The following is a 7,945-nucleotide window of genomic DNA, read 5'->3' on the forward strand; positions in this document are numbered from 1 at the left end:
CGAACGGGGACTCGGCGTACGGCACGGCGCCCTGCGGCGCACCCGCGCCCCGGCCGCGGAAGGCCGCCAGCAGCGGCGGCACCAGCAGCGCGCCGGCCAGCGCCCAGACCGCGTTGGCCACCAGCACGCTCACGAAGGCCAGCCCGCCCGACTCCTCCTGGGAGATCTCCATCCGCGCCGAGCCGATCCAGCCCGAGCTGGACGTGGTCCGCGTCATCAGCACGCCGGAGACCGTCATCAGCAGGGTGAGCGCCCCGGCGTGCACGGCGGCCAGGCGCAGCCGGTCGGCCGCGTCCAGCCCCCGCCGGAACGCCACCCGGCCGAGCAGGGCCGCCGAGACGAGCGCGAGCAGCCCGGCCCAGCGCCAGTCGCCGGTCAGGTCGTGCAGGTCGAAGAAGGAGAAGTCGGTCTCGCTGCTGCGGTCGCCCCAGGAGGAGTCGCCGCGGGAGCCGTCGCTGCCGGACAGGCCGGAGTGCGCCCGGAAGGTCGCCCCCGAGCCGAAGCCGAGCAGGTTGAGGCCGAGGTTGGGCAGGAAGGCCAGCGAGATCCCGGTCTGCGCCCCGCTCTCGCTGGTGGCCGCGACCAGGACGAAGGCCGTCACCGAGGACAGCCCGACCGTGACCGCCAGCGCCTGGCCGGCGGCCAGCGCGGACACCGCCCAGCCGCGCACCGCGCGGCTGCGCCAGGCGGCCCAGCGCAGCGCGTCGGTGCCGTGGACGAGGAAGGCCAGCAGGCCGGCCAGCACCGCGGTCCAGGCGACCGCCTCCAGCCAGCCGGAGCCCGCCGTGATCAGCGGTTGACCGGACTTCTGGGCGCCGGAGCCGAAGTCGCCGAAGTAGTCGGGTTTCGCGGCGCGGCCCGAGGGGTTCCATTCGGTGCCGCCGAGCAGCCCGAGCAGTCCGCTCACCGCCGCGAGGACCAGGGCGGTGCGCAGTGCCTCGGCGGCGGCCTGGCCCCGGGTGAGCTGGCCCACCACGGCCTTGCGCCGGCGCAGCCCGGCCCGCAGGCCGAGCCAGAGCGCCAGGCACCACAGGACGGTGACGGTCATCGGCAGCACCCGGAGGGCGATCTCCAGCCGGTCGGTCCGGTCGTGGCCCAGCGGGCTCTGGTAGCCGAGCCGGAACGGTGCGCCGAGGGCGTTCAGGGCCATCGACACCGCCGAGCCGAAGCGCTCGCCGAAGCCGGCCGACTGGAACCGGTACTCGTACTGGTAGTCGCTCGGGATCGCCGCGATCAGCGCGGCGGCCAGCAGGACGAGGGTCGGCGCGACGGCGACCTTGACGGCCGGGCGCCAGTCCGCGGCGGTCAGCAGGCGCTGGAAGGCGGGCTGCTTGTCGTACTCCTGCCCGGCACCCCAGCTGCCCAGGGCGGGCGGGACCGCGGCCACCGGCCCGTACCCCGGCTGGGGTCCGTACCCCGGCTGCGGTCCGTACGGCGGCGGGACGGGCGGAGCCGCACCCGGCGGAGGCGGTGGGACGGGCGGGGCGGCGGGTGGGGCGGCGGCCGCCGGGGCAGGGGGCGCGAACGGCCGACCGCACGACCCGCAGGCGGGCGCCCCCTCCTCCGAAGTCGCCCCGCACGATGTGCAGTTGGCCATGGCCCGCGTTCCCCCCGCTCGACGAGTCCCTGGCCGCTCCAGGGAGCCCGTTTATCCCATCGGACCCGAACGGATGTCAACCGGGAACCGGGGCAGGCGGATTGGCCCGTCGGGCCGGTTTCAGCCGCGCTTCTTCGGGACCTCCGGGACGGGCAGCAGCGGCAGCCGCAGCGCGCCGAACGCGCCCTCGGGCACGGCCGGCCGGGCCGGCGCCACCGCCGCCACCCGCAGGTACTCCGCGCCCTGGGCCGGGCGCTGGTCCGCCTCGCCCTTGTTCGGCCACATCGACATGGCGCGCTCGGCCTGGGCGGTGATGGTGAGCGAGGGGTTGACGCCCAGGTTGGCGGAGACGGCCGAACCGTCCACCACGCTGATCCCGGGGTAGCCGTACAGCCGGTGGTACGGGTCCACCACGCCGGTCTCGGGGGCGTCGCCGATCGGGCAGCCGCCGAGGAAGTGCGCCGTCATCGGGATGTCGAAGATCTCGCCGACGGTGCTGCCCGGGAAGCCGTTGATCTCGTCGGCCAGCGCCTGGGCGCCCTGTTCCGCCGCCGGGATCCAGGTCGGGTTGGGTTCGCCGTGGCCCTGGCCGGAGGTGAGCCGGGCCTTGCCGAGCGGGCCCTTCTTCAGCGAGACGGTGATCGAGTTGTCCAGCGACTGCATCACCAGGCCGATGATCGTCTTCTCCGACCAGCGGCGCTGGTTCATCGAGCGGGCGAAGGTCACCGGGTGGAGCGCCGTGTTGCCCAGGTAGCGCAGCCAGCGCGGGACCGCCCCACCGCCCCTGACCTGGGCGATGGACAGCGCGCCCATCGCGTTGGAGCCCTTGCCGTAGCGGACCGGCTCGATGTGGGTGTTGGCGTCCGGGTGGATCGAGGAGGTGATCGCCACGCCCTTGGTGAAGTCCGCCTTGCCGCCGTAGCGCCGGTCGGTGGTCTGCGCGCCCACCAGGGCCTCCGAGTTGGTGCGGGTCAGCTCGCCCAGCCGCGCCGAGATCCGGGGCAGGTGGCCGCCGTCCCGCATCCGGTGCAGCAGCGACTGGGTGCCGTAGGTGCCGGCCGCGACGACCACCCGGGCCGCGGTGACGGTCCGCGCGCCCGCCTTCACCCGGTCGGTCCTCGACCGCGCGTCGGTGCGGCGCACGTCCACCGCGTAGCCGCCGCTCCCGTCGGCCCCTTCGATCTCCCGGATCCGGGCCACCGTGGTGAGCGGGTGGATCTCCGCCCCGCCCCGCTCGGCCAGGTACAGGTAGTTCTCGGTGAGCATGTTCTTGGCGCCGTGCCGGCAGCCGGTCATGCACTCGCCGCACTCCACGCAGGCCTTGCGGGCCGGGCCGGCGCCGCCGAAGTACGGGTCGGCGACCTCGCTCCCGGGGGCCGCCTTGGCGGTGCCGTCGGTGTCCTCGCCGTCGCCGAAGAAGACCCCGACCGGCGCCATGTGGAAGGTGTCGCCGACGCCCATCCGCTCGGCGGCCGCCTTGAGGTGGACGTCGGAGGGGGTGAGGGTCGGGTTGAGCCGGACCCCGAGCATCCGCTGCGCCTGGTCGTAGAACGGCGCCAACTCCTGTTGCCAGTCGGTGATGTGGCGCCACTGGCGGTCCTCGAAGAAGGCCTTCGGCGGCACGTACAGGGTGTTGGCGTAGTTCAGCGAGCCGCCGCCGACCCCGGCGCCGGCCAGGATCAGCACGTTGGCCAGCAGGTGGATCCGCTGGATGCCGTACAGCCCGAGCGCCGGCGCCCACAGGTAGTTCGGCAGGTCCCAGGAGTTCCTGGGCAGTTCGTCCCGGTCGAAGCGCCGGCCGGCCTCCAGGACGGCGACCCGGTAGCCCTTCTCGGTCAGCCGCAGGGCCGCGACCGAACCGCCGAAGCCGGACCCGACCACCACCACGTCGTAGTCGAACTCCGCCGCACCGCCGGACTGCACCATCTGCCACCGCTCCTTCACCGGGTGAACCTGCCTGTGGGTACCGCGAACCGGGCCCCGCCGCAGGTGCGGGGCCCTGGACCTGTCTGCGGGGGCCTACTTGAAGCGCAGCGCCTTGAGCACCCGCAGCCCGCCGGTCATCAGGGCGGCGAACTGCTTGTCGTCCAGGCCGAACGAGGGCGCGATCGGCATCAGCCGCTGGGTCGCGACGGTCTGCGCCTCGGTGAAGCGCAGGATGCCCTCCGCGCCGTGCCGGCGGCCCAGCCCGGAGTCGCCCATGCCGCCCATCGGCGAGCCGACCGAGCCGTACGCGGCGGCGTACGCCTCGTTGACGTTGACCGTGCCGGTGCGCAGCCGGGCCGCGACCGCCCGGCCGCGCCGCAGGTCCCTGGTCCAGACGCTGGAGTTCAGGCCGTACGGCGTGGAGTTGGCGGCGGCCACCGCCTCCTCCTCGGTGTCGAAGCGGTAGAGGGAGACGACCGGGCCGAAGGTCTCCTCGGCGCAGACCGCCATCTCCGGGGTGACGCCGTCGAGGATGGTCGGCTCGTAGAAGAGCGGGCCGAGGTCCGGCCGGGCGCGCCCGCCGGCCACCACGGTGGCGCCCGCCTTGACCGCCTCCTCCACGTGCCGGCCGGTGGTCTCCAGCTGGCGGGCGGAGACCAGCGAGCCCATGTCCGCGCCGTACGCGAGGCCGCCGCCGAGGCGCAGCGCCCGGGTGCGGGCGGCGAAGCGCTCCAGGAACTCGTCGGCGACCGAGCGGTGCACCAGCAGCCGCTCGATCGAGATGCAGAGCTGTCCGGCGGAGGAGAAGCAGGCCCGTACGGCGCCCGCGGCGGCCGCGTCGAGGTCGGCGTCGGCGAGCACCAGCATGGCGTTCTTGCCGCCGAGTTCGAGCGAGGCGCCGACCAGCCGGGCGGCGGCGCGCTGGGCGACGTCGCGGCCGGTGCGGGTGGAGCCGGTGAACGAGACGTAGTCGGCGTGCTCCACCACGGCGGGGCCGATCACCGGGCCGTCGCCGATCACGATCTGCCACAGGTCGGCGGGCAGTCCGGCCTCGATCAGCAGCTCGCGGGCCCACAGCGCGGTCAGCGCGGTCTGGGTGTCGGGCTTGTTGACCACCGCGTTGCCGGCCACGAAGGCCGGCAGGGCGTCGCCGACGGACAGCTCCAGCGGGTAGTTCCACGGCGAGATGTGGCCGACCACGCCCTTGGGGCGGCGGGCCTCGACGGCGTGGGTGAGCACCGGCAGCGCGCCGCCGTGCCGCTTGTCCTTGAGGTACCCGTGCGCGGCCCGCCCGTAGTGCCGGGCGGCCATGGCGACGGCCAGCACCTCCTCGAAGGCGTGCAGCCGGGCCTTGCCGGTCTCCGCCTGGACGAGGTCCAGCACCTCGTCCTGCCGCTTGAGCAGCAGGTCGTGGAAGCGCAGCAGGACGGCGGCGCGGCGGCGCACCGGCAGCGCGGCCCAGGCCCCCTGGGCGCGGCGGGCCAGCTGGAAGGCGACCTCGACGTCGGCCGGGGTGGACTGCGGCAGGCTGGCCAGCCGTTCGCCGGTCAGCGGGGCGACGGTCTCCACCAGGTCGGGTTCACCGGTGGCGGTGACGCCGGTGGCCAGCCTGGCGACCAGGGACGGCGGGACGGCCGCGGCGACGGTCCGGCCGCCGCCGGGGGCCGCCGGGTTGCCGGCGCCGGAGGGTTCGGTGGCCACTGCGTCTGCTGTGAGGTCCGACATACGGCGCAGCCTAGGCGTTCGGCGGCCGGTCCGGTACCCGTCGGTAACAAGAATCTGCCGCAGTCGGGCGAAAGCGGGCGCCCCCGCCCGACCCGGTCAGCGGCTCGGGGCGAAGTTGTTGAGCACCGCGTAGAAGCGCTGCTCGGCCTCGTTCCACTCGTTGCCCCGGTCCGGGCTGGACGAGTAGATCGCGTAGCTGGTGCCGTCCTGGCTGATGAACTCGGTCTCGATCGCGCGCCGACGGCCGCCCTCCTTGGCCAGGTAGCTGAACTCCCAGACCGCCGCCTCCTGGCCCTTCACCGCCGTGCCGGCCATCCGGTGCTGCTTGTAGTCCTTGAGCGACTTGGCGACGGTGGCCTCCATCTGCCGCATGTGCTCCAGCGGCTTGACCGACTGGCCGACCGTGACGGCGAACTGGAGGTAGTGCACCTTGCCGTCGGGGCTGTAGTAGATCTGGTTGTCCCCGGCGCTGATCCGCTGCCAGGACGGGGTGCCGTTCGGCAGCGGGAAGCGGAAGCCGGCCGGGTCGTCGACCCAGTGGTAGCCGCTGGGCGGCGCCGCCGCGGGGGTGGCGTCGCTGGTGGGCTCCGGTCCGGTGGACTCGGCGGCGGTCGGCGTCGGGTCGTCGGGGGTGTCGCCGCCGACCACGTGCCGGGTGACCAGGAAGGTGCCCGCGGCGGCCAGCAGGCCGACGGCCACCGCTATGCCGACGATCTTCAGCAGGTTGCGGCGCTTGGCCGGTCCCCGCTCCGGCGCAATGGAGTGCGGCACCGGCGCGACGGGACCGGTGTGCGCCCGGGCAGCGTCCTGCGCGCCCCCGGCGGTGTCCGGTTCGGCGAGGACGGGCGCGGCAGGAACAGCGGCGACCGCAGGGACGGCGGGCACAGCAGGGACAGCGGGGACGGCGGCCCCGGAGGCCTTCGGCTCGGTCGGCTCCTCGGAGCCCTCGGCCGGCTCCGCCACGGCCACCGGGCCCTCGGTGCGGTCCACCACCGGCACCGACCGGGTGGGCGTACGCACCGACGGAACCGACTTCAGGCCCATCGTGTGCCCGGCCCGCACCTCGGCCAGCATCGCGGCCGCCTCGTCCGCGGTGGGCCGCTCGGCCGGGTCCTTCGCCATCAGCGCGGCCAGCACCGGCCCCAGCGGCCCGGCCCGCCGCGACTCCGGCAGCGGCTCGTCGACCACCGCGGCGAGCGTGGTGATCGGCGAGTCCCGCCGGAACGGCGACTGGCCCTCGACCGCCGCGTACAACGTCGCCCCGAGGCCCCACAGGTCGGAGGCGGGACCGGGCCGCTCGCCCTGGGCGCGCTCCGGCGCCAGGTAGTCCGGCGAGCCGACCAGGTCGCCCGGCCGGGTCAGCTCGGTCGAGCCCTCGTACTTCGCGATGCCGAAGTCCAGCAGCACCACCCGCCCGGTGCCGCGCTCCAGCAGCACGTTGGCCGGCTTCACGTCCCGGTGCAGCACGCCCAGCTGGTGGCCGCGGTGCAACGCGGCCAGCACCTGGCTGCCGACCTCGGCGGCGGCGCGCGGCTGCAGGGTGCCGTCCTGGCTGATCACGTCGGCCAGCGAGCGGCCGTCGACCAGCTCCATCACGATCCACGGCCGGCCGTCCTGCTCCAGCACGTCGTGCACGGTGATCACACCGGGGTGCTTGATCCGCGCGGCCGCGCTGGCCTCGCGCTTCATCCGGGTGTGCAGGATCTGCAGGTCCTCCTCGGGCAGGTGGTTGACGGTCAGCTCCTTGACCGCGACCTCCCGGTCGAGCATCCGGTCCCAGGCCCGCCAGACGGTGCCCATGCCGCCCCGGCCGAGCCGCTCGCCGAGCTCGTACCGCCCGGCCAGCAAACGCTCCGCCTCGGCCGCCTCCGGCCGGTCCTGCACGCCCATCTGCGCCCGCTCCCCCACACATTCCGCCTGCCGTCACCGCGACGGAGGGCCTGGTGCAGACCACTGTTCGAACAAATCCCACGCACACATTAGGCGCACCTTGCCGCCCCCGGTAATCACGCCCACCCCCCGGACCGGTGGAACGGAATCCGGGCGGGCCGTCAGCCTGCGAACAGCACCACCGCGACGATTCCCAGCACCAGCAGCACGAACACTCCGCCCACCAGCAGCGGGCCCCACAGGGAGGGGGGTATCCGGGGCGGCTTCGCCCCGCTCCCTGCCCCCAAGTCCCCACCGTTCCGGCCCTTTCGGGCACTCCTCCCGGCCCTGGAGCCGACGGCCCTCCCACCGCGCCCGCGCGGCACCGCCGGCGTCTCCGGCACCGGCCCACCTGCGGCCCGGCTCCGCTCCTCCGCCTCCCCGTCGACCGGCTCCGGCGCCCCCGCCAGCAGCCCCGCCAGCTCCTCGCGCACCGCCTCCGCCGTCGGCCGCAGCACCGGATCGGGCTGCAGCAGCCGCTCCACCAGCGGCGCGAGCGGCCCGCACACCACCGAGGGCTCCCGCCGCCCGTCCCGTACGGCCGTCACCAGCTCCGGCACGTCCCGCTCCGGGTACGGCGAACGGCCGGTGACCAGCCGGTGCACCAGCACCCCGAGCGCCCAGCAGTCGCCCGCCGGGCCGCCGTCCAGCGGCCAACGCTCCGCCACCGGGCCGACCAGGGTGGCCCGCACCTCGTACCGGCGCCGCCCGCCCGGCCCGCCGAGCTCCTCGGCCAGCGCCTCCTCGGCCACCCCGGCGAGCAGCCCG

Annotated in this window: 4 protein-coding genes and 1 pseudogene; all 5 read right to left on the reverse strand. The window is 75.0% G+C overall.

The features are described from left to right. The coding region (locus AE652_RS29630) for a hypothetical protein (protein WP_049657024.1) at nt 1–1,387 on the reverse strand (1,387 nt) is incomplete at its 3' end. 330 nt (nt 1,388–1,717) lie between these two features. Beyond that, entirely contained in the window at nt 1,718–3,523 is a 1,806-nt protein-coding gene (locus AE652_RS29635; RefSeq protein WP_049657027.1) for a GMC family oxidoreductase, read from the reverse strand. A 93-nt stretch (nt 3,524–3,616) separates the two neighbouring features. Continuing rightward, nucleotides 3,617–5,248: a succinic semialdehyde dehydrogenase gene (locus AE652_RS29640; RefSeq protein WP_049657028.1), complete on the reverse strand. Its 1,632-nt coding sequence runs from the start codon at nt 5,246–5,248 to the stop codon at nt 3,617–3,619. 96 nt (nt 5,249–5,344) lie between these two features. After that, a complete protein-coding gene (locus AE652_RS48540) occupies nt 5,345–7,138 on the reverse strand; it encodes a serine/threonine-protein kinase (protein ID WP_049657030.1) in 1,794 nt (597 codons plus the stop codon). A gap of 161 nt (nt 7,139–7,299) precedes the next feature. Next, nucleotides 7,300–7,945 (reverse strand): annotated as a pseudogene (locus AE652_RS29650) (hypothetical protein); the annotation flags it as partial.

The organism is Kitasatospora sp. MY 5-36 (assembly GCF_001182915.1).
GTDB lineage: Bacteria > Actinomycetota > Actinomycetes > Streptomycetales > Streptomycetaceae > Kitasatospora.